This is a genomic window from Nonomuraea sp. NPDC049684 (genome assembly GCF_044465345.1).
GTDB lineage: Bacteria > Actinomycetota > Actinomycetes > Streptosporangiales > Streptosporangiaceae > Nonomuraea.
Window position 1 is genome coordinate 522,689 of record NZ_JBITLO010000004.1, and the last position, 21,081, is coordinate 543,769.

The following is a 21,081-nucleotide window of genomic DNA, read 5'->3' on the forward strand; positions in this document are numbered from 1 at the left end:
CCGGCCCCTGCTGTCACCCCTCGGCCAGCGCCCGCCCGACGTCCGGATCGCCGGGGGCCAGCTCGGCGGCTCTGAGCAGGTCCTGCCTGGCCTCCTTCGCCCGTCCCAGCTCCCGGTGGACCATCGCCCGGTTGAACAGCAACTCGGCCGTCTCGGTCAGCTTCAGCGCGCGGGTCAGGTCGGCCAGCGCGCCGTCGGGGTCGCCGCGTTCGAAGGCGAGCACGGCCCGGTTCCCCCACGCGGCGGCCAGGTCGGGATCGATCTCCAGCGCGGCGTCGAAGGCCGCGTACGCCTCCGGGTGGCGGCCCTGGGCCGTCTCCACCTGGCCGAGCACGCAGAGCAGGTGGGCGTCGCGCGGCCGGAGCGCGAGGCCGCGCGCCACGTCCCGCCTGGCCTGCTCGTACTCGCCGTGGAGGGCGAGCAGGCCGCACCTGTTCACGTACGCGGGGGCGAAGTCGGGGTCGAGCTCCAGCGTGCGGTCGAGGTCGGCGCGGGCGCCGTCCAGGTCGCCGGCCGCGAACCGCAGCTCCGAGCGGTTGTAGTACGCCTCGGGGAAGGGCGGGCTGAGCCGCATGACGGCCTCGTAGTCGGCCAGGGCCTCGTCCGGTCTGCCCAGTTTTGCCAGCAGGTTGCCCCGGTCGAGGTAGTAGTCCGGGTAGCCGGGGTCGGCGTCGATCGCCGCCGTGTAGTCGGCCAGCGCCTCCTCGTGCCGGCCGGCCCCGGCCAGCAGCTGGGCCCTGTTGGCGCGCAGCACGAGCCGGTGGATCGGGTGCTCGCCCGCCAGGTGCTCGTCGGCCAGGGCGATGGCCTGCTCGACCAGCCGCAGCGCGGCGTCCGGACGGCCGGCGCGCAGCTCGACCAGGGCCTTGCCGTTGAGGTCGAAGCCCAGGTGGAAGGCGCGTTCACGGGGGTCGGGCAGCAACGACGTGATCGTGACGGCCTCGTTGATCCACGCCATCGCCTCGCCGGGGTCGCGGCGGGCGGGGTCGTGGTGGCGTACCAGGAGCATCGCGGTGGCGTAGGCGATGGTGGCCCGGTGCCTGGGATCGGTGCTGAGGCGCCTGGCCCGGTCGTAGAGCTCGCGGGCCTCCTCCTCGCGCTCCACCGCCTCCAGGGCCCCGGCGACGCGCTGCACCAGGGTCTGCCACCCCTCGGGGTCGTCCTCGTACGCCATGCCGCGCAGCGCCTCCGTGCCCGACTCGGCCATCGCGTGATGGAAGCCCTCGTCGCGGTAGCGGTCGAAGTCGGCGCACAGCGGGCCCTCGCCGGGCGACGACGGGCCCTCCTCGACGCGCAGCAGCCCGGGGTCGAGGCGGCGGCGCAGCACCTCGACCAGCTCGCGGTCGGTGTGGTCGGCCTCGCCCAGGTTCGCCACGACGAGCGTGAGCGGCCCCGTGACGGCCAGCAGCTCGCCGGCGAACTCGGCCAGCCCGTTGGCGATCCTGAGGCTGCGCCGCGCCCCCGGGACGAGGATGCGCTGCCCCCTCGGCAGGTCGTCGGCCAGCGAGCGTCTGCGCACCGGCACGAGCGGCCGCAGGCGGGGGGCGGCGACCCGGAGCTCCACGTCGTGGGCGGCCACCAGGTCGGGCCGCCGGTCGAGCGCCTCGGGGACCAGAAGGTCGAGCAGCGCGGCGGCCAGCGTGTACGGCCCGGCTGCCCGGCGGTCGGCGTCCAGGGCGATCGTCCTCACGACCGCCCTCTTCCCAGCGGTCGGCGTTCCCGCGCGGAAACGCCGACCCAGAGACAGGTCAAAGACTGTGTCGCGGCGAGGCGAGCGTGGAAGGCCTGACAGTCCCGGGACGATGGACGACGATCTTCTTCATGGGCATCCCTTACGTGATCGCGGATAACCCGAACATGTCAGCACAAAGCTAACTAACGACTCAAGACTTTTCTGGTAAGGGCCATTTCGGCATGAATTAGGACATGGCCGATAAACGGGTCAGTCGCCCAGGATCGCGTCCACGAAGACATCCGGGTCGAAAGGCGCCAGATCGTCGGGCCCCTCGCCGAGCCCCACCAGCTTCACCGGCACGCCCAGCTCGCGCTGCACGGAGATCACGATGCCGCCCTTGGCGGTGCCGTCGAGCTTGGTGAGCGCGATGCCCGTGATGTTGACCACCTCGGCGAACACCTGGGCCTGGCGCATGCCGTTCTGGCCGGTGGTGGCGTCGAGGACGAGCAGCACCTCGTCGACCGTGGCCTTCTTCTCGATGACCCGCTTGACCTTGCCAAGCTCGTCCATCAGGCCGGTCTTGGTGTGCAGGCGGCCCGCGGTGTCGACGATCACGACGTCGACCTTCTCCTCGATGCCCTTGGCCGTGGCCTCGAAGGCCACCGAGGCGGGGTCGCCGCCCTCCGGCCCGCGCACGGTCTCGGCGCCGACCCGCTCGCCCCACGTCTGGAGCTGGTCGGCCGCCGCCGCGCGGAAGGTGTCGGCCGCGCCGAGCACGACCTTCTTGCCGTCGCCGATGAGCGAGCGGGCGAGCTTGCCGGTGGTGGTGGTCTTGCCCGTGCCGTTGACGCCCACGACCAGGACCACGGCCGGCCGCTCGCCGTGCTTCTGCACGTGCAGGCTGCGGTCGAGGTCGGGGTTGACCTGGGCGAGAAGCTGCTCGCGCAGCAGGCCCCTGACCTCCGCGGGAGTGCGGCTGCCCAGCACCTTGACCTTGGTGCGCAGCTCCTCGACCATCGCGCGGGTCGGGGCGACGCCCACGTCGGCGGTGATCAGGCTCTCCTCGATCTCGTCCCAGACCTCGTCGTCGAGCCGGTCGCGGGACAGCAGCTCCAGCAGGCCGCGGCCGAGCGCGCTCTGCGAACGCGCCAGACGCGAGCGCAGCCGCACCATCCGCCCGGCGGACGGCGGCGGCACCTCGACCTCGGGGGCGATGACCATCGGCTCGGCCGGCGCGACCGGCGGCGGCACCGTGGTGACCGCGCCGTCGGCCTCCTCGACCGGGCCGGCGGGCCGCTTCTCCTCCTCGGGAAGCGGCGGCGCCTCCGGCGGCGGCACGGGCGGCGCCGCCTTGCCACCCGGCCTGAACAGCAGGAAGAGGCCGCCGGCCGCCAGCAGGGCGACGACGGCCACGATCACTATGACGCCGAGGTAACCATCCACAAGATGTCAGTTTTCCAGATCGACCGGCATGGTCATGCCCAAGGCACACGGATGATGACAGGCCGGATCAGGCGGATTCGCGCTCCCGCAGGCGCTGGCTGACCACCTGAGTCACGCCGTCGCCGCGCATCGACACGCCGTAGAGGGCGTCGGCGATCTCCATCGTGCGCTTGTTGTGGGTGATGACGATGAGCTGCGAACTCTGCCGCAACTCCTCGAACAGGGTCAGCAGCCGTTGGGTGTTGGTGTCGTCGAGGGCTGCCTCGACCTCGTCCATCACGTAGAAGGGCGAGGGCCGCGCCTTGAAGATGGAGATCAGGAACGCCACCGCGGTCAGCGAGCGCTCGCCGCCCGACAGCAGGGACAGCCGCTTGACCTTCTTGCCCGGCGGCCTGGCCTCGACCTCGATGCCCGTGGTGAGCATGTCGGTGGGGTCGGTGAGCACGAGCCGCCCGTCGCCGCCGGGGAAGACCCGGGTGAAGATCTGCTCGAACTCGCGGGCGACGTCCTCGTAGGCCGAGGCGAACATCTGCTCGACGCGGTCGTCGACCTCCTTGACCACGGTCAGCAGGTCGCGCCGGGTTTTCTTGAGGTCTTCGAGCTGCGAGGTCAGGAAGGCGTGGCGCTCCTCCAGCGCGGCGAACTCCTCCAGCGCCAGCGGGTTGACCTTGCCGAGCTGGGTCATCTGCCGCTCGGCGGCCCTGGCCCGCTTCTCCTGCTCCTCCCGGACGTACGGGACCGGCGGGTCGCCGGGGACGAGCGCGTCGGGGCCGTACTCGGAGACCAGCGCCTCGACCTCGACGCCGAACTCCTCCATCGCCCGCTCCTGGAGCTGCTCCAGCCGCAGACGCTGCTCGGTGCGGGCCACCTCGCTCCCGTGGACCCGGTTGACCAGCTTGTCGAGCTCCTGGCCCAGCTCACGCACGCGCACGCGGACCTGCTTCAGCTCGGCGTCGACGGCGACGCGGGCGAGGTCGGCGTCGTCGCGCTCGCGGGAGGCGAGCCGGATCGAGGAGGCGAGCGCCCCGAGCACCTGCCTGGCGCCCTTGCTCACCGCCTCGGCCAGCAGAGCCTGCCTCTTGCGCCTGGCCCGCTGAGCGGCGGCCTGGGCGCGTTCCTGGCGCTCGCGCTGGGCGGCCCGCAGCAGGCCGTCGGCGCGCCCCTCGATGCCCTTGACGCGCTCCTCGGCGGTGCGCACCTGCAGCCGGGTGTCCATCTCGCGCTGCCGGGCCGTCTCGCACGTGGCGGCCAGGTCGTCGCGCAGGTCGGTGGTGGGCTCGGTCTCCAGCTCCTGGGCGTATTCGGCCTCGGCCAGCCGGATCTCCAGCTCGGCCAGCTCCTCCAGCCCCTCGGTACGGGAGTCCTGGGCCGCGGTGACGCTGCCGGCCAGGCGTTCGGCCTCGGCGTGCGCGGCGTGCGCGGCGGCCTCCAACTGGGCCAGCCGCCTGGCCGCCGCCGCGTTGCGCTGGTCGGCCTCCCGCTGGCGGCCCCTGACCTGGTCGAGGACGCCCTGAGCGGCGCTCACCCCGGCCTGGGCCGCCGTCACCGCGCTCTGGGCCTCGTTGACGTGCGCCTGGGCCGCCTCGACGGCCGTCTGGGCCGCCTGCTCGGCCTCGATCGCCTGGTCGAGCGCCTCGGCCGTGGCCTCCGCCGTGGCCTCGGCCACCCGCAGGTCGTGGACGGCCTCGTCGAGCGCCGCCCGCACCTGCAGGACGGAGGTGCCGCCGGCCGACCCGCCGGCGGCCAGATGGGCCCCGAGCACGTCGCCGCCCTCGGTCACCACCCGCAGCTCGGGACGCCGCCCCACCAGCTCGCGGGCCGCGTCGAGGTCGGCGACCACGACGACCTTCGCCAGGACGTGGTCGAGCGCCGGCCTCAGCTCGTCGGGCACGGTGACCAGATCGGCGGCCCACCGCCCGCCCTCCGGCGCGGCGGGCCGGGATCGCGCAACCTGGGAGTGGTGCGCGGTGTCCGAAACTCCGGTCTCGGCCACCAGCAGCGTGACCTGCCCCGCGTCGGCGCCGCGCAGCAGTCCGAGCGCCTCGACGGCGGTGTCGAGCGTCTTGACCGCGACGGACTCGGCGACCGCCCCGAGCACGGCCGCGACGGCCAGCTCCGCGCCCGGCGTGACCTGCATCGAGGCGGCCAGCGGGCCCAGCACCCCGGCCAGGTCGGCGTCGAGCAGCGCGGCGCCGCCGTCGCCCTTGGCCAGGCCCAGCTCCAGGGCGTCGCGGCGGGCCCGCAGCGCGGCCACCGAGCGCTGGGCCTCCTGGTCGGCGGCGCGGGCCGTGGCGACCCCCGCCTTGGCGGCCTGGACGGCGGCCCGCGGCGCGCCGAGACCGGCCTTGGCCTCGTCGGCGGCCACGCGGGCCTCGTCAGCGGCCGCCCTGGCCTCCTCGACCGCGGCCTGCGCGGTGGCCAGCTCCGCGGCGAGCGCCGGATCGGCCGCCGGCTCCTCGGCCCGCTGGTTCTCCAGGTCGGTCAGGGCCTGCCGTTCGCGCTCGGCGGCGTCGGCCACGGCCTTCTCCAGCCGCCCGATCTCCTCCTCGGCCGCGCGCGCCCTGCTGCGCACGGAGTCGACCTGGCCGCGCAGCCTGGCCAGGCCCTCGCGGCGGTCGGCGGCGGCGCGGGCGGCCATCGCCAGGCGCCGCTCCTCCGCGCCCAGCTCGGCCTCGGCCGCGGCCCGCCGCTCGACGGCCTCGGCCAGCAGCTCCTGGGCGTGTTCGAGCTCGGCCCGCAGGATGTGTTCCTGCTCGCGCGCCTCGCCCGCCTCGCGTTCGAGGTCTTCGGGGTCGCGGCCGCGGCGTTCGATGGCGGCGGCGTCGAGGGCGTGGCGGTGGCGTTCGGCGGCGAGCTGTTCCAGGCCGGTGATGCGCTCGCGCAGGGAGGAGAGCCTGAAGAAGGTCTCCTGGGCGGCGCTCAGCCGGGGCTGGGTCTCGGCCTCGGCGGCCTCCAGGGCGGCCTCGCGCTGCTGGCCCTCGGCCAGCTCGGCCTCGACCTGGTTGCGCCGGGCGGTGACGGCGGCCTCGTCGGCGGCCTCGCGTTCGAGCGTGGCGCGCAGGATGCACAGGTCGTCGGCGAGCAGCCGCAGCCGGGCGTCGCGCAGGTCGGCCTGGATGACGGCGGCCTTGCGGGCGATCTCCGCCTGGCGGCCGAGCGGCTTGAGCTGACGGCGCAGCTCGGTGGCGAGGTCCTGCACCCGGGTGAGGTTGGCCTGCATGGAGTCGAGCTTGCGCAGCGCCTTTTCCTTGCGCTTGCGGTGTTTGAGCACGCCCGCGGCCTCTTCGATGAAGGCGCGGCGGTCTTCGGGCCCGGCGTGCAGCACGGCGTCGAGCTGGCCCTGGCCGACGATGACGTGCATCTCGCGGCCGATGCCCGAGTCGGACAGCAGCTCCTGGATGTCGAGCAGGCGGCAGGTGTCGCCGTTGATGGCGTATTCGCTCTGCCCCGACCGGAACATCAGCCGGCTGATCGTGACCTCGGTGTAGTCGATCGGCAGCGCGCCGTCGGAGTTGTCGATGGTCAGCGTCACCTCGGCCCGGCCGAGGGGCGGCCTGGAGGAGGTGCCGGCGAAGATGACGTCCTCCATCTTGCCGCCGCGCAGCGACTTGGCGCTGTGCTCGCCCATGACCCAGGCCAGGGCGTCGACGACGTTGGACTTGCCCGAGCCGTTGGGGCCGACGACGCACGTGATGCCGGGTTCGAGGCGCAGGGCGGTCGCGGAGGCGAAGGACTTGAAGCCGCGCAGGGTGAGGGTCTTCAGGTACAAACGCCGACCCTCCTCCCCGGCCTCGGCTGAACGGGCTTCGGAAAAGCCTACTGGTCTCGGCCGCCCGTCGTGGGCATGTCGATGACCAGCGCTTTCTCACCAGGGAAAATAACAAGGGACGCCTCTTCGAGACGTCCCTGGGTCTTGCGCTCCGATCACTCTCAGGTGAGTGCCGGCTCGCGCTCCTGCAAGCGACTGAGCGCTTCGTCGCGGGTTTGCGCCGCAAGAGCGTCATTCGTGGCCTGAAGTCGGATGAGTTCTGCCTCCAGATCCCGGATACGCTGCTGCAAGCGGCGCATCTCCGAGACCATCCGAGGGTCAGGACCGCCGACGTGGCCGAGTAGAGCCTTCGCCATGGTAAAGGGTCCTCCACGCTGAGTGACCAGACTGGTTCGCGCACTTCTGTTCCGCGGGAGGGGTGCGCGTGGTACTTAACAAGAGTCGCACCGGCAGTGTGGGCGGTCAAGTCGATCCAACCGCAACGCCCTACTGATAGGCACTCCCGACATACAACTATACCCTATTTGGGCCGGTTAGCAAAAGCGACTACCGCTCTACAAAACCGCCCAAACTACCTCGGGGTTCACTCCATCGTTCCACTACTCCATCGACCCTTCCCGGCGTGTCGCAACCTTTGAGCAGCTCCAACAGCTTGACGCACGCCTCCCGCGGCCCCTCGGCGACGACCTCGACCCGGCCGTCGTCGGTGTTCCGCGCCCAGCCGGTCAGGCCGAGCTCCAACGCCCTCGCGCGCGTCCACCACCGGAAGCCCACCCCCTGGACCCTCCCCCGCACCCAGGCGGTTACTCGGACGTTTTCCGAACCTTTGTCGCCATTACTCTTCGTATCCGTCATGCCGCCACCGTCTCATGCCGCCGTACGACTTCCATGGCCAACTCGTTGAAGGCCAGGATCGAGGCCGTACGTCCGGCGCGCAGCCAGGACAGGCCCAGGATCGACGGAGGCAGGCCGTCCACCGGCACGAACGCGATGTCGGGACGGCGATGGTGGTCGGCGCTCGGCTTGCAGAAGAGCATGCCGCCGCGGTTCAGCGCGACCTGCGTCAGGCCCTCCTGGGTGGTGGCCACCGAGCCGGCCCGCGCGATCGGCCGTCCGGAAGGGGTGAGGGTGGGGGCGATGTGCTCCTGCCAGCGGCGCGGCGCGGGGTCGTCGAGGCCGAACAGGGCGACCGAGGCCAGCTCCTCGGCGTCGAGGCGGGCGCGGGCGGCCAGCGGATGGCGTACCGACAGGCCGAGCTCGACCGGGCAGTGGTTCAGCTCGGCGCCGCCCTCCAGGTCGGGCTCCTCCAGCGGCAGCAGCGTGAACGTCAGGTCCACCCGCCCCTCGCGCAGCTTGCTGAACGGGTCGGAGAGCGGCACCTCGACCAGCTCGACCATGCAGCCGGGATACCGCCGCTCGAACGCCGCCACGCTGCCGGTGACGATCTCGGTCGGCGTGGCCAGGAACCCCACCCGCAGCAGGCCCGTCACCTCCCGCGCCGAGGCCGTCGCCCGCGACACGGCCGCCGCCATGCCGTCGTAGGCGGGCCGCAGGTCGGCCAGGAAGCGCCGGCCGAGCGGCGTCAGGCGCACCCGCCTGCTGGTGCGGTCGAACAGGCGGCCGCCGATCCGGGTCTCCAGCGACCCGATGAGCTGGCTCACCCGGCCGGGCGACAGATACAGGCGCTCGGCCGTACGCGCGAAGTGCAGCTCCTCGCTCAGCACGACGAAGCACTCCAGTTCCCTGAACTCCATGCCACTCCCCGGACGCGATCGCTTAGCCTGCCTAAAGCAAGGCTTCGAGCTTCGTCATTGTTCCGCCCCCGGCCGATGACGAGGCTGAACGGCATGACGACTCTTGAGACCTCCACTGTCGCGCGGGCCCGCTGGCTCGCCGTCCTCGCGGTCGCGGTGGGCACCTTCACCATCGTGACCAGCGAGATGTTGCCCGTCGGCCTGTTGACCTCGATCGCCGCGAGCTTGGGGGTGTCCGACGGCACCGCCGGGCTGATGGTGTCGCTGCCGGGGCTGGTCGCGGCCGTCTCGGCCCCCGTGCTGGCCGTGGCCACCCGGCGGCTGGACCGGCGCGTCCCCTTGCTCGGCCTGATGGCGTTGCTGGCGGTGGCCAACCTGGCGGCGGCGTTCGCGACGAGCCTCCCCGTGATGCTCGGCGCGCGGGTGCTGACCGGGATCAGCATCGGCGGGTTCTGGGCCTTCGCCGCCGGGCTGGGCCTGCGGCTGGTGCCCGAGCGCTCGGTGGGCAGGGCCACGTCGGTGATCCTCGGCGGCGTGTCGGTGGCCTCGGTGCTCGGCGTGCCGGCGGGCACGCTCATCGCCTCGGCGGCGGGGTGGCGCACGTCGTTCGCGGTCATGGGCGGGCTGGCGCTGGTGCTGCTCGGGCTGCTGGCCGCCGTGCTGCCGCCGATGCCGGGCGAGGCCGCCTCGGGCGGCTCCCGGGCGCCGCTGCCGGGGGCGCTGCGGGTCGTGCTGGCGGCGACCGTGCTGATCATCACCGGGCACTTCGCGGCCTACACCTACGTCCGGCCGTTCCTGGAGCAGGTCGCCGACGCAGGCCCCGGCCTGGTCAGCGTCGCCCTGCTGGTGTACGGCGCGGCCGGCGTCGTCGGCAACTTCGTGGCGGGCGCCAGGGCGGCCCGCAACCCCAAGCCGGTGCTGATCGTCCTGGCCCTGCTCATCGCCGCCTCCACCGCGGCGCTGGCGCTGGTCGGGCTGCCCCTGGTGATGCTCGTCGTGTGGGGCCTCGGCTACGGCGGCGTCGGCGTGGCGCTGCAACTGTGGATCATGCGCTCGGGCGGGGGTGAGCTGGGCACCGCGCTGTTCGTGGGGGCGTTCAACGTCTCGATCGCGCTCGGCTCGTTCGTCGGCGGCCGGGTGGTGGACGGCGTGTCGATCTCGTCGGTGATGTGGCTGGGCGCCGCGCTCGCCCTGCTCACCGCGGCTTTCGCTGGCATTTGGGGCAGGAGTACGACGACCGGTTCATGAACGCCTCCCGCCTGATGGGCGTGCCGCAGCGCGAGCACGGCAGGTCGCGGCGGCCGTAGACCTCCAGCGAACGGTCGAAGTAGCCGCTCTCGCCGTTGACGTTGACGTAGAGGCTGTCGAAGGAGGTGCCGCCCTGCTGGAGGGCGGCGCCCATCACCGTGCGCACGCCTGCCAGCAGCTCGGCGATCTTCGGACGGGTGAGCGTCTCGGTGGGACGGGCCCAGTGGAGCCGGGCGATCCACAACGCCTCGTCGGCGTAGATGTTGCCGACGCCGCTGATCAGCGACTGGTCCAGCAGCGCCCGCTTGATCTCGGTGCGCCTGGCCCTGAGCCGGCGGGTGAACGCCGCCTCGTCGAACGACGCCTCGAACGGGTCGGGCGCGATGTGCGCGATCGGCGCGGGCACGCCGCCGACGAGCGGGGTCAGCATGACGTGGCCGAACGTGCGCTGGTCGACGAAGCGCAGGTCGGGGCCGCCGTCCTCGAAGCGGAGGCGGACGCGCAGGTGCTTCTCGGGCGGCGTCTGCGGATCGACGACGAGCAGCTGGCCGCTCATGCCCAGATGGGCCAGGAGGGCCTCCTCGCCGCCCGACAGGGGCAGCCACAGGTATTTGCCGCGGCGCTCGGCCGACAACACCGTACGGCCCTTCAGGCGGGCGGTGAACTCGTCGGCCCCGGGGACGTGCCGCCGGATCGCGCGCGGGTGGAGCACCTCCGCGGCGGCGATCTCGCGGCCGACGACCCATTGCGCCAGGCCGCGCCTGACGACCTCGACCTCGGGCAGCTCAGGCACCGTGCACCAACCGTCCTCTCGACTTCCCCGGCCGCGGGGCGTGCCGCGGCGGATCCGCAGTCACAACGCCGGACGCGGGCCGGGGCTTCCCGTGCGCCGGGGTCAGCTCGCGGGCCGGCTCTCGCGCTGCTCGCCGCGGGGTCAGCTCGCGGGCCGGCTCTCGCGCTGCTCGCCGCGGGGTCAGCTCGCGGGCTGGCTCTCGCGCTGCTCGCGGCGGGCCCGGATGCGCGTCCAGGCCGCCTCGGCCGCCTGCTGCTCGGCCTCCTTCTTGCTGCGCCCGGTGCCCGAGCCGTAGGACTCGCCGCCCACGCGCACCATGGCCGTGAACGACTTGGCGTGGTCGGGGCCGCTCTCCTCGACGTGGTACTCGGGCACGCCGAGCGCCTCGGAGGCGGTGAGCTCCTGCAGGGACGTCTTCCAGTCGAGCCCCGCGCCCAGCGAGGCCGAGCGCACGATCAGCGGGTCGAACAGCAGGTGGACGACCCGGAACGCCTCGTCGAGGCCCTTGTCCACGTAGATCGCGCCGATCAGCGCCTCCAGCGTGTCGGCCAGGATCGAGGACTTGTCGCGCCCGCCGGTGCCCTCCTCGCCCCTGCCGAGCCGCAGGAACCGGCCGAGGCCCAGGTTGCGGGCGACGTCGGCCAGCGCGCGCATGTTGACCACGGCGGCGCGCAGTTTGGCGAGCTGCCCCTCGGGCAGGTCGGGGTGGTTGCGGTAGAGGGTGTCGGTGACCACGAGACCCAGCACCGAGTCGCCGAGGAACTCCAGGCGCTCGTTGGTGGGCAGGCCGCCGTTCTCGTACGCGTAGGAGCGGTGCGTCAGCGCCCGCTCGAGGATGTCGGGGTCGAGGCCGACGACCAGGACCCGCTGCAGCTCTTCCCTGGCGACCTCCACGGCCACCGGCTTAGGACCTGCGCCCACGTGTTTCCTCCTCGGACATCTTCACAAGGCGGCCGCGGAAGATGCCCGAAAACGTGGTGGGCGTCGGGGTAACGTGTAGCCCCGGCGTCCACCACGGCCGCGGGCGAACCGCCGCCGTACGCATCTACAGACGTTAACGCCGACCGAGGCACAATGGCACCCGGTCGGCATCACGTCAACTGCTGACGGTGAAACCCGCCCAGAACAACGGCGGGCGGGCCTGCTGTCAGTGTGATCAGGCGGACGGCTCGATGACCTGACGACGGTTGTAGGTGCCGCAGGTGGGGCACGCGATGTGCGGCTGCTTGGGCGAACGGCACTGCGGGCAGCTCACCAGGGCGACAGCAGTCGTCTTCCACTGGGAGCGACGGGCGCGGGTGTTGCTCCGCGACATCTTTCGCTTCGGGACGGCCACGTCACTTCTCCTGATCGTTATCGTTCTCGGAAACCAGACCTTGCAACGACGCCCAGCGGGCATCGATCTTCTCGTGCCGGTGATCGGCGCCGGCCTCGGCCAGCTTGATCCCGCACTCCGTGCAGAGCCCCTCGCAGTCCTCGCGGCACACGGGGCTCAGCGGCAGTGCGAGCACCACCGCGTCACGGAACGTCGGCTCGAGGTCGAGCAGCTCTCCGTCGAGCAGTGAGTCGTCCTCCGAGGCGTCCTCGTCGGAGTAGAAGAACAGCTCCTGCAGATCGACCTCGATGTCCGAGGTGATCGGGTCAAGGCACCGCGCGCACTCCCCGGCGAGCGGGGCGTGCGCCGTGCCCGAGACGAGCACGCCTTCCATCACTGCTTCGAGCCGGAGGTCCAGCTCGACTTCGGCGTCTTTGGGGACGCCGATCATGTCGACGCCGAGGTTAGCCGGTGCCGGAAGGGACAGGGTCATCTGCCGCATCGTGCCCGGTCGCTTCCCCAGATCATGAGTGGAGAGCACCCAAGGGGAGCGGGGGTCGAGGTGCTGAGTCATCCTGCTCTCGCTAGGCATGGCGAAGACGCTCGCCGTCGTACAAGGCCGAAATGAAAGGATACCAGGTCGCGGTCAGCCCCTGAGACGCTCTATGAGCAGCTTGTGCACCAGGTCAGGGACCAGGCCGGACACGTCGCCACCATACCGCGCGATCTCCTTGACCCGGCTGGAGGACAGGAAGGAGTACTCGGGATTGGTGGGCATGAAGAGCGTCTCGACGCCCGACAGACGGTAGTTGAGCTGGGCCATCTGCAGCTCGTAGTCGAAGTCGCTGACGACCCTGATGCCCTTGACGATGGCGGGGATGTCATTGTGCTTGCAGAAGTCCACCAGCAGGCCGTGGAACTTCTGCACCTTGACGTTGGGGTACTCCTTCGTCACGGTCTGAAGGATCTCGATCCGTTCGTCGACCGTGAACAGGCTGCTCTTCTCGATGTTGATGAGGACCGCCACGACCACCTCGTCGTACAGGCGGGCCGACCGGCCGATGATGTCGAGGTGGCCATTGGTGATGGGGTCGAACGACCCCGGGCAGACAACGCGGCGCAAGACGCCTCCCAGGTCTACGGGTTCCCGGCGGCGCGACCGTACCAAACGGATGCTTCGCCGTATCTACGGACCCTCTCCTCAACATAACCTTCCGGCCACATCAAGGACTTTCCCCTCGTTTCCCGCTCGAATGCCACCAGTCCCTCGTCCATCAGCCAGCCGTTGTCGCGCAGCAGCTCCAGGACCCGCGTGACCTCGCCGTCACCCAGCGCGTACGGCGGATCGGCGAAGACGATGTCGTACGGCTCCTCCGGCGGCCTGGCCAGGACCCGCTCGACCTTGTCGGCCACCAGCTCGGCGCCGTCCAGGCCGAGCGACTGGATGTTGGCCCTGATCGTCCGGACCGCCTTGGCGTCGGACTCGACGAGCAGCGCGTGGGCCGCGCCCCTGGACAGCGACTCCAGGCCGACGGCGCCGGAACCGGCGTACAGGTCGAGCACGCGGGCCTCGCGCAGGCCGTACAGGGAGTCGAGGGTCAAGAAGATGCCTTCCCTGGCCCTGTCGCTGGTCGGCCTCGTGCCCCGCCCCGGCGGCACGGCCAACCGCCGCCCACCCGCGCTCCCCGCGATGATCCGAGTCATAAGGCCCATTGTTCCGCATGTTCGCCCAGGTCAAGAGTGGACAAGTGTCGGCCTCGACTGCGCAAGGGTGATTCACATCGGGCGGATCGGCCCGCATGATGAGTCTGCGGCCTTCAAGGTGACCCACATGAAGGCCGACCGGCGTGATCGTGAGCCCTTCCGCACGCCGGTTCCCTCGGCACCTGACCCGAGGGTGGGCCCAGCCGGGGACGGCATTCGGGGGGAGGCCGTCCCCGCGGCTGGGCCTTAACATCTTCTTCTTTTACGGCTTCGCGTGGTTCTCCCACTCGCCTTACTTCGGCTGATGGCCCTCCACGTGACGGCCTCTGACCCGTCACCGGCTCACCGCCGTCACGCGAGCCTTCGTTGACCTGTTCCGTGGTTCTCTGGGCCTCTCACGTCTTCTCCAGGTACTCGGCCTTCTCGTCCTCCAGGAGGCGGGCAATCTCGGCGCGCAGGCCCTCGTGGTGGGCCAGTTCGGGGTCGTCCGAGAGGAGCTTTGCGGCTTCGTCCCTCGCTGTCGTGATGACGTCTTCGTCTCTCAGGAGTTGGAGGAGCTTCAGGGAGCTGCGCTTGCCTGACTGGGCCGCCCCCAGGACGTCGCCCTCGCGGCGCTGCTCCAGGTCGACGCGGGACAGCTCGAAGCCGTCGAGCGTGGCGGCCACCGCGTCGAGGCGGGCGCGGGCCGGGGTGCCCTCGGGGAAGTCGGAGACCAGCAGGCACAGGCCGGGCAGGCCGCCCCGGCCCACCCGGCCGCGTAGCTGGTGGAGCTGGGAGACGCCGAAGCGGTCGGCGTCCATGATGATCATGACCGAGGAGTTGGGCACGTCGACGCCCACCTCGATGACGGTGGTGGCGATCAGCACGTCGAGCTCGCCCCTGGTGAAGGCGCGCATGATCGCGTCCTTCTCCTCCGGCGGGAGCTTGCCGTGCAGGGTGCCGACCCGCAGGTCCTGGAACGGGCCCTGGGTGAGCAGCTCGGCGACCTCCAGCACGGCCAGCGGCGGACGGCGGTCGTCGTCGCCCCCCGCCGCCAGGTCGCCCTCGTCGCCCTCCAGGTCGCCGATGCGCGGGCACACGATGTACGCCTGCCTGCCCAGCTCGACCTCCTCGCGCACCCGCTGCCAGGTGCGTTCGAGATAGTGGGGCTTCTCGGCGGCCGGCACGACGTGCGTGGTGATCGGCGCGCGCCCCGACGGGAGCTGCGACAGCGTCGAGACCTCCAGGTCGCCGAAGACCGTCATGGCGACCGTGCGCGGGATCGGGGTCGCGGTCATCACCAGCACGTGCGGACGGCCCCCGCCCGCCTTCTCGCGCAACGCGTCACGCTGCTCCACGCCGAAGCGGTGCTGCTCGTCGACCACCACCAGGCCCAGGTCGGCGAACTGCACGTGCTCCTGGAGCAGGGCGTGCGTGCCGACCACGATGCCCGCCGTGCCCGAGGCCGCGTCGAGCAGCGCCGCGCGCCGCGCCGCCGCGCCCATCGAGCCCGTCAGCAGCGTGACCGCCGTGCCGCCGAACATGCCGCCCTGGGCCAGCTCGCCCAGCATGTTCGTGATCGAGCGGTGGTGCTGCTGGGCCAGCACCTCCGTCGGGGCCAGCAGCGCGGCCTGGCCGCCCGCGTCGACCACCTGGAGCATCGCGCGCAGCGCCACGACCGTCTTGCCCGCGCCCACCTCGCCCTGCAGCAGCCGGTGCATCGGGTGCTCCAGCGCCAGGTCGGCCGCGATCTCCTCCCCCACCTGCGCCTGCCCCTCGGTGAGCGAGAACGGCAGCCGCCCGTCGAAGTCGGCCAGCATGCCGTCGGCACGCCTCGGACGCGGCCTGGCCGGCCACGCAGTGGCCGCCTGGCGGCGCTGGAGCAGCACCGCCTGCAGCACGAACGCCTCGTCGAACTTCAGCCGCTTGCGCGCCCGGCCCACGTCGGCGAGGTCCTTCGGCCGGTGGATGGCCACCAGCGCGTCGGCGAGCGGCTGGAGGCCGTGCCTGGCCCGCAGGTCGGCGGGCAGCGGGTCGTCGAGCGGGCCCAGCGTGTCGAGCACCACGCCGACCGCCCGGCGGATCGCCCACGGCGTGACGTCCTTGCCCGCCGGGTAGATCGGCACCGGCGCGGACGCGAACTCCTCGGCGCTCGCCTCGGCCTCCTCCTCGAACAGCTCGAACTCGGGGTGCGAGAGCTGCCAGCGCGGCTTGGACCGCGCACCGAACAGCCCCACCTTGCCGGCGAACATGCCGCGCCGCCCCGGCTTGAGCCGGGACTCGGCCACGTGGGAGCCCTTGCCGAAGAACGCCAGGTAGATGCGGTTGCCGTTGCCGTCGACGACCTCGGCCTCCAGCCACGTGCCGCCGCGGTTGCGCATGGGCTTGCGCATCAGCCTGGTCACCTCGCCGACCACGGTGACGTGCTCGTCGACCTCCAGCGCGTCGAGCGAGGTCAGCTCGCCGCGCTCGGCGTAGCGGCGCGGGTAGTGGCGCAGCAGGTCGCCGACCGTCTCCAGGCCGAGCACGCTGTGCAGCAGCTTGGCGGTCTTCGGGTCGAGCGCTTTGGTCAGGGGCTCGTCGAAACGGCTCACGGGATCCAGTTCTACCGCCTGCGGCCGACAGGAATCCCGCACCGGGCCCCGGAGTCGCCCGCGGAAGGGGTCCGCGCCGGGCCTGGAGGTCGCGCCCGGAGGGCTTCGCGCCCGGCCTGGGGGTCGCCCGCGGGAGGGGGCCGCGTCGCTACTCGACGCCGATCAGCAGCGGGTAGCCGCCCTGCTCGCCGTCGTAGACGACCAGGTCGACGTCCGGGCGGGTGCGCCGCAGGTGGTCCTCCAGCCGGACGGCCAGCCGTTCGGGCAGGTCGGAGCCGGTGACCAGGGTCACCAGCTCGCCGCCGCCGGCCACCATCCTGTCGATGATCAGCTTCGCCACGCGCTCCAGGTCGCCGCCGATCACCGCCACGTCCCCGTCGATCAGGCCCAGCACGTCGCCCGGCCGGCACACGCCCGCGCTGGTGAACGCCTCCCTGTCCGCCACCGCCAGATGTCCGTACCTGGTGTGGCCGGCGGCGTCCGTCATGGCCACCACGTCGTCGTCGAACCGGCGCAGCGGGTCGTGCACGGCCAGCGCCGACAACCCCTGCACGGTCGCCCTGGTCGGCAGGACGCTGACGGCCACGCCGTCCTCGCGGGCGATCTCCGCCGCCGCGACGGCGACCGCGAGGACGCCCTCGTCGTTCGGCAGCACGGCCACCTCGGCCCCCGCCTGCCTGATCGCGGCCAGCAGCTCGGGCAGCGCGGGCCGGGTGCCGGGCGCGCGGCGCACCACGACCGCGCCGCTCTCCTCGAACAGCGCCGCGATCCCGTCGCCGGCCGCCACCGCCACCACACCCCTGCCCGGCCCGCCCCGGTGCGTGCGCTCGGCCAGGTACGTGATCCTCACCCGGTGCGGACGCCCCGCCCGCAGCCCCGCCTCCACGGCCGCCCCCGCGTCGGCCACGTGCACGTGCACGTTCCACAGGCCCTCGCCGCCCACCACGACCAGCGACTCGCCCATGGCGTCGAGCTCGTCGCGCAGCGCGGCCACCGCGCGCTCGTCGGCGTCCAGCAGGTACATCACCTCGTAGCCGGCGCCCACCTCGGTCATCGGCGTGACCCGCCCGGTCGGCGCCGGCACGTCGTAGTGGTCGCTGTAGGAGTCGGTGAGCACGGCGGCCAGGGTCTCCAGCACGATCGCCGCCCCCGCGCCGCCCGCGTCCACGACCCCGCTGCGGGCCAGCACGTCGAGCTGCCCCGGCGTACGGCGCACCGCGGCCCGCGCCTCCCGCGCCGCCTGCCGCGCCACCTCGCACGCGTCGCCGTCGGCGTCCTGGGCGGCCCGGGCGGCCGACTCCAGGACGGTCAGCACCGTGCCCTCGACCGGCCTGGCCACGGCCTCCCTGGCCAGCGTGGCCGCCCTGAGCAGGCCGGCCCGCAGGTCGGAGCCGTCCTTGAGCACCTCGGCCAGCCCGCGCAGCGCCTGGCTGACGATGACCCCCGAGTTGCCGTGCGCCCCGACCAGCGCCCCGTAGGCGAGCGTCTGCCACACCACGGCCGCGTCGACGTCGTCGGGCAGGGACTCGACGGCCTCGGCCGCCGACAGCATGGTGAGGTGCAGGTTGGTGCCGGTGTCGCCGTCGGCCACGGGGAACACGTTGAGTGCGTCGATCTCCGGTCTCGCCCGGCCGAGGGCGTCGGCGGCCAGGCGGGCCCAGCGGCGCACCGCGGGCGGGTCGAGGGCCTTCATCTGCGCTCCTTCGACCTCCCCGCATGCGCTACCTTGTTGGAGGAGAATATCCCCGCACCGGCCACCGTCCAGTGCTCTGGTTCGCGCCCAATGGTGTGGATCAGATATTCTCGTCTGGCTGGCCGGTTGTCCCGGCATGCCCTCCGCCCGGAAAGCATCAGCGGACAGGGCTACATCGACTGTTATAAGGAGCGATACCGTGGCTTCCGTCTGCGATGTCTGCCGCAAGGGGCCGACCTTCGGCAACAACGTGTCCCACTCGCACCGCCGTACCCGTCGCCGTTGGAACCCCAACATCCAGACGGTCCGCGCGGTCGTCGGCGGCACGCCGAAGAAGCTGAACGTGTGCACCTCGTGCATCAAGGCGGGCAAGGTCACCCGCTAGTTCTCGTCTTTCGCGAAGCCCGTCGCTCCTGATCATTGGAGCGGCGGGCTTTCGTCGTGCCCGCCGTCCCGGCCCGCCCCGCCAGGGGCAGGCTCGGGGGGACGGGGTCAGCGCCAGCGCCAGGCGTGGTCCACCGGGCCGATGCCGGAGCCCAGGGGGAAGCCGCGGGCGATCGCGCCCGTCACGTACTCCTTGGCCCTCTCCACCGCCGCCGGGACGTCGTCGCCGAGCGCGAGCCGGGAGGCCAGGGCCGAGGCGAGGGTGCAGCCCGTGCCGTGGGTGTGCCGGTTGTCCAGGCGTTCGGCGGCGAAGCGGTACTCGGTCGTGCCGTCGGTCAGCAGGTCGACGGGGGCGCCGGGCAGATGGCCGCCCTTGATCAGGGCCCAGGACGGGCCCAGCGCGAGCACGGCGTCGGCGGCCCGGCGCAGGTCTCCCTCGTCCTCGACCTTGACGGAGGTGAGCTGCTCCACCTCCCACAGGTTCGGCGTCACGACCGTGGCCACGGGCAGCAGGCGCGTCCTGAGCGTGTCGACGGCCTCGGGGGCGAGCAGCGAGTCGCCGTGCTTGGACACCCCGACGGGATCGACCACCACCGGCGCGTCATAGGCCCCCAGCACCTCGGCCACCGTCTCCACCAGCACCGGCGAGGCCAGCATGCCGGTCTTGATCGCCTGCGCCCCGATGTCGCCCAGCACGGAGTCGAGCTGCGCGCGCACGGCCTCGGGCGGCAGCTCCCAGTAGCCCTGGACGCCCAGCGAGTTCTGGGCCGTGACGGCGGCGATCACGCTCATGCCGTGCACGCCCATCGCCATCATGGTCTTCAGGTCGGCCTGGATGCCCGCGCCGCCTCCCGAGTCGGAGCCCGCGACGGTCAGCACACGTGGAGGGGTCGTCATGAACCCCATCCAACCACTCGACTGGTACTTACCAGGCACTCAGCCGATCGCGCACTCCCCGCCGACCAGCCCGCACGAGCCGGGCTCCTGCGCCTTCCCCGTCGCCGAGTACGTGACGCTCGCCGAGTCCCCGGCGGCCAGCGAGCCCGACAGGTCGATGATCAGCAGGTCGCCGTCCTGGGTCCAGGAGCCGCCGTTCACGTCCATGACGCGGCCCTCGACCGGGACGGAGAAGGTGGCGTTCGCCAGCGGGGCCGCCGACTGGTTGGTGACGCGCAGCGTGGCCGAGTACGAGGTGAGCCGCTGCTTGACCGTCTGCCGCACGTTGACCGAGCCGCCGCTGCCGCCGTACCCGGACGTGGCGGTGGCCGCGGGCGCGGGGCTGCTGCCCACCGTGGGGACGACGCCGGTGTCGGAGTTGCCGAGGGGCGTGCCGTCGTCAGTCGGGGCCTCGGAGATCGTCTCCTCGGCCGGCGGCTCCGGCTGCCGCGTCGGCTTGGCCGAGGCCTTCGTCCGCGTCCTGGTGGGTGTGGGGGTGGGGGCCGTGCTGCGGCGCGGGACGCGGTTGCCGACCGTGGGGGCGGCGGTCGTCGGGGCGTCTGAGGGCGTGCTCGACTCCTCGTCCTCCGTCGGCTCCTCGGAGGGCTCCTCCTCCTCGGTGCTGGGGTCGGAGACCACGGCGGTCGAGGGGCTGGTGCTGGTGTGGACGGCGGCGCAGCTCGCGCCCGCGCACTTGCCCGGGTCGTCGGAGGAGCTCATGAGCTTCACCCCGGCGACCGTGCCGCCGAGCACGACGGCCACGGCGGCGACCGACAGCAGCGCCATGCGGCCCCTGCCCTTGCCGCCGCCGCCGCCGGCGGCCGGGTTCAGGCCGTCGTCGTCGCCACCGCCGCCGCCCCTGGACGACTTGCGCCGGCCGCCGCGGCGACGGCCACGGGACTCGTCGGGCTCGTCCAGATCGTCGAGGTCCTGGTCGGAGGACCAGCCCGAGCGCAGGAAGCCGGTCTCGGCCTCCGCCCAGGCCGGGGTGTGCGCGGCGGTCGGCTCCCCGGCCACCTTCACGTCACCGGGCTCCGGCGGCCTGCCCGGGAAAGCGGTGTCGGCCCCGCCGGGCACGTCGAACCTGGCGGTGCTTCCCGACTCCGGCACGTCGAACCTGGCGGTGCCGCCGGGTCCCGGCACGTCGAACCTGGCCGTGCCGCCCGGCTCGGGGGCGTCGAAGGGGCCGGTGTTCCTGCCCTGCCGGTCGAACGGGCCGCTGTCAGGGCCCTGCGCGTCGAACGGGCCGGTGTTCCGCCGAGGGGCGTCGAAGGGGCCCGTGGTGCGGCCGGAGGCGTCGAAGCTCGGCGGCGGCCCGAAGGCGGACGTGGCGTCGGGCTGCGCGGAGGGGCCGACGGCGTCCCAGTCGGCCGGGCGGGCGAACGCGCCCGTCACCTCGAACGGCCCGGCCCCGTTCGGCTCGGGGTAGGGGGACCCGGAGAACTGGGGGCCGTTCGGCGGCGGGAAGGGGCCGGAGGGGGCGTCGGACGGCGGGAACCCCGGGGCGGCGTCGACGGGCACGGCGAAGGCCCCCGTGGTCTCGAACGGCTCGGGCTGCCTGCCGCGCTGCGGCGGGCCGTCCTCGCGGCGCGGCATCGGGGCCCACTGCCCCGTCACCTCGACCTGGTCCGGCAACGCCGGCCAGCCCGGCGCCTCGGCCGGGTCGTCGGGACCCCAGAAAGCGCTGCCGTTCCCCCGTTCATCCCCGTCGTCGGATCCACCGGTGCCGTGGCGGCCCATGGCTGCCCTTTCTCGCGGTTACAGTGGCCGCCAATCTTCATAACACCTTTACTA

Annotated in this window: 18 protein-coding genes; 2 read left to right on the plus strand and 16 right to left on the minus strand. The window is 72.6% G+C overall.

Going from position 1 to position 21,081, the window contains the following annotated elements; all coding sequences use genetic code 11:
* Positions 1–13 precede the first annotated feature (13 nt).
* From ACIBST_RS16445 to ACIBST_RS16470, 6 genes are all read right to left on the minus strand, one after another.
* Positions 14–1,690: a tetratricopeptide repeat protein gene (locus ACIBST_RS16445; protein WP_397172423.1), complete on the minus strand. Its 1,677-nt coding sequence runs from the start codon at positions 1,688–1,690 to the stop codon at positions 14–16.
* A gap of 252 nt (positions 1,691–1,942) precedes the next feature.
* Complete coding sequence (gene ftsY, locus ACIBST_RS16450) at positions 1,943–3,118, minus strand: signal recognition particle-docking protein FtsY (protein WP_397172424.1); 1,176 nt, start codon at positions 3,116–3,118, stop codon at positions 1,943–1,945.
* 67 nt (positions 3,119–3,185) lie between these two features.
* Entirely contained in the window at positions 3,186–6,887 is a 3,702-nt protein-coding gene (gene smc, locus ACIBST_RS16455; protein WP_397172426.1) for a chromosome segregation protein SMC, read from the minus strand.
* A gap of 161 nt (positions 6,888–7,048) precedes the next feature.
* A complete protein-coding gene (locus tag ACIBST_RS16460; RefSeq protein ID WP_026214481.1) occupies positions 7,049–7,243 on the minus strand; it encodes a hypothetical protein in 195 nt (64 codons plus the stop codon).
* Between the two features lie 190 nt (positions 7,244–7,433).
* The gene (locus ACIBST_RS16465; protein ID WP_352324815.1) at positions 7,434–7,742 is read right to left on the minus strand and encodes an acylphosphatase; all 309 of its coding nucleotides are present in this window, start codon (positions 7,740–7,742) and stop codon (positions 7,434–7,436) included.
* Positions 7,739–8,641 carry a LysR family transcriptional regulator gene (locus ACIBST_RS16470; RefSeq protein ID WP_397172428.1) on the minus strand — a complete coding sequence of 301 codons (903 nt, stop codon included), beginning with the start codon at positions 8,639–8,641 and terminating at the stop codon, positions 7,739–7,741. The genes ACIBST_RS16465 and ACIBST_RS16470 overlap by 4 nt, the downstream gene beginning before the upstream one ends.
* A gap of 93 nt (positions 8,642–8,734) precedes the next feature.
* Here ACIBST_RS16470 and ACIBST_RS16475 point away from each other — a divergent pair, with 93 nt between their 5' ends.
* Entirely contained in the window at positions 8,735–9,889 is a 1,155-nt protein-coding gene (locus ACIBST_RS16475; protein ID WP_397172430.1) for an MFS transporter, read from the plus strand.
* Here the strand turns inward: ACIBST_RS16475 and mutM are convergent.
* The 8 genes from mutM to ACIBST_RS16515 all read right to left on the minus strand — a co-directional run bounded on the left by mutM (position 9,837) and on the right by ACIBST_RS16515 (position 17,967).
* Positions 9,837–10,682, minus strand: coding sequence for a bifunctional DNA-formamidopyrimidine glycosylase/DNA-(apurinic or apyrimidinic site) lyase (gene mutM, locus ACIBST_RS16480; protein WP_397172432.1), 846 nt, complete (start codon positions 10,680–10,682; stop codon positions 9,837–9,839). The genes ACIBST_RS16475 and mutM overlap by 53 nt on opposite strands.
* A 180-nt stretch (positions 10,683–10,862) precedes the next feature.
* Positions 10,863–11,582, minus strand: coding sequence for a ribonuclease III (gene rnc, locus ACIBST_RS16485; protein WP_357697776.1), 720 nt, complete (start codon positions 11,580–11,582; stop codon positions 10,863–10,865).
* Between the two features lie 256 nt (positions 11,583–11,838).
* Positions 11,839–12,018, minus strand: coding sequence for a 50S ribosomal protein L32 (rpmF, locus tag ACIBST_RS16490; protein WP_033409409.1), 180 nt, complete (start codon positions 12,016–12,018; stop codon positions 11,839–11,841).
* 1 nt (position 12,019) lies between these two features.
* Positions 12,020–12,589 (minus strand): YceD family protein, encoded by a 570-nt coding sequence (locus ACIBST_RS16495; protein WP_397172433.1) that lies wholly within the window; start codon positions 12,587–12,589, stop codon positions 12,020–12,022.
* 54 nt (positions 12,590–12,643) lie between these two features.
* Positions 12,644–13,120, minus strand: a complete 477-nt coding sequence (coaD, locus tag ACIBST_RS16500) for a pantetheine-phosphate adenylyltransferase (protein WP_352324821.1) — start codon at positions 13,118–13,120, stop codon at positions 12,644–12,646.
* Positions 13,121–13,134: 14 nt separating this feature from the next.
* Positions 13,135–13,701 (minus strand): 16S rRNA (guanine(966)-N(2))-methyltransferase RsmD, encoded by a 567-nt coding sequence (rsmD, locus tag ACIBST_RS16505; RefSeq protein WP_397172435.1) that lies wholly within the window; start codon positions 13,699–13,701, stop codon positions 13,135–13,137.
* Positions 13,702–14,096: 395 nt separating this feature from the next.
* Positions 14,097–16,274 (minus strand): ATP-dependent DNA helicase RecG, encoded by a 2,178-nt coding sequence (recG, locus tag ACIBST_RS16510; RefSeq protein WP_397172437.1) that lies wholly within the window; start codon positions 16,272–16,274, stop codon positions 14,097–14,099.
* A 148-nt stretch (positions 16,275–16,422) separates the two neighbouring features.
* Complete coding sequence (locus ACIBST_RS16515; protein ID WP_397172438.1) at positions 16,423–17,967, minus strand: DAK2 domain-containing protein; 1,545 nt, start codon at positions 17,965–17,967, stop codon at positions 16,423–16,425.
* A gap of 199 nt (positions 17,968–18,166) precedes the next feature.
* Between ACIBST_RS16515 and rpmB the strand changes: the two genes are divergently transcribed.
* On the plus strand, positions 18,167–18,352 hold the full coding sequence (gene rpmB / locus ACIBST_RS16520; RefSeq protein WP_043618345.1) for a 50S ribosomal protein L28: 186 nt from the start codon (positions 18,167–18,169) through the stop codon (positions 18,350–18,352).
* A gap of 107 nt (positions 18,353–18,459) precedes the next feature.
* On the opposite strand, the gene thiD is transcribed toward rpmB, so the two are convergent.
* Together thiD and ACIBST_RS16530 are read right to left on the minus strand one after the other, a co-directional pair.
* Positions 18,460–19,257, minus strand: a complete 798-nt coding sequence (thiD, locus tag ACIBST_RS16525; RefSeq protein WP_397172440.1) for a bifunctional hydroxymethylpyrimidine kinase/phosphomethylpyrimidine kinase — start codon at positions 19,255–19,257, stop codon at positions 18,460–18,462.
* Positions 19,258–19,287: 30 nt separating this feature from the next.
* A complete protein-coding gene (locus tag ACIBST_RS16530) occupies positions 19,288–21,027 on the minus strand; it encodes a hypothetical protein (RefSeq protein ID WP_397172442.1) in 1,740 nt (579 codons plus the stop codon).
* Between the last annotated feature and the right edge of the window lie 54 nt (positions 21,028–21,081).